The following is a 1,065-nucleotide window of genomic DNA, read 5'->3' on the forward strand; positions in this document are numbered from 1 at the left end:
ATTCGGCCCGCACGGCCTTGATGAACTGCCAGACAGCCCGACTCGGGGTTCCGGTCACCTGGGCGCCACGTTGGGCGGTGGCCAGCGCACGCGTCGCCATCGGCCGGTGCCGCGGCTGAGCCACTTCTTCGGGCGGCGGCAACATCTTGCGGACCTGTTCGACCGACATCGCGTGCCACTCGTGGACGGGCGCGGGGATCGGGGTGGGCGCCGAAACCACCCGGCGCGCCAGCAGATAGCCGGACAGCAGACCAGCCGCCGCACCGGTGGTCACCGGGCCGGGCCCGCGGCCGCGCACACCGGGCAGCATGAACAGCGCACCCAAAGCCGAAGCGCCCGCTGCTATCTCCATGCCGCGCCGGCTCGCCGCCTTGGCCGCCGGAAGCGCGTGCAATACCCGCCAAGCCGCCGCGAGGTCGGGCAGTATCAAGTCCGCATGCCAAGGCGGCGGTTGCGTTTCGTCGGTGGGCATCACGCCCAGAGCCAAGTCAGCAGATGAAAGTGCTTGGGCCGCAGCCGAAGACAACACTGCGACGGTGTGGCCGTCGCATTGGCAGGCGGCAACCGCGGCGGCCAGCGCATCGTCGAGCGACCCGCCGCCAAGCGGCTGGATTTCGTCGAACGCCGGGCGCAGTTCGCCGAGATCTTCGGTGTCGACCGAGATCAGCTCGATCCCGGAATGGCGGGCTTCGGTAACCACGCCCGACGCCCGCGGGTCGTGCGCGGGGCAGATCAGCGCCTCGACGTCACCTGCGGCTCGCTGCCTTGGCGTGCCGGGCACCCGGTGCCAGCCGGGACGCAGGTCGGCATCGTCGAGCAAGGCCTGGGCGCGGGTCCACGCCGCGGGGATCTCGTCTTCGTCGGCGCCGCGTACGCGTACCACTCGCAACCGGTCCGTGCACAGCACCCGGGGATCGACGATCAGCGCGTCCACCCGATCCAGCGTGCGTAGGCTTTCCCGGCGCAGCGGCAGCACCGCATGCCGGTCGGCCAATCCCTGTCCGAGCGTGGCCGCGAACGACTCGCGGGTGGTGCGGCCGGCCTTGGGCGCGGTCACCAGCGTCG

Annotated in this window: 1 pseudogene; it reads right to left on the reverse strand. The window is 71.5% G+C overall.

The features are described 5' to 3' along the window. Positions 1 to 1,065 (reverse strand): annotated as a pseudogene (locus tag ACFE99_RS24665) (cation-translocating P-type ATPase); the annotation flags it as partial.

The sequence above is a fragment of the uncultured Mycobacterium sp. genome (genome assembly GCF_964249325.1).
Lineage (GTDB): Bacteria > Actinomycetota > Actinomycetes > Mycobacteriales > Mycobacteriaceae > Mycobacterium.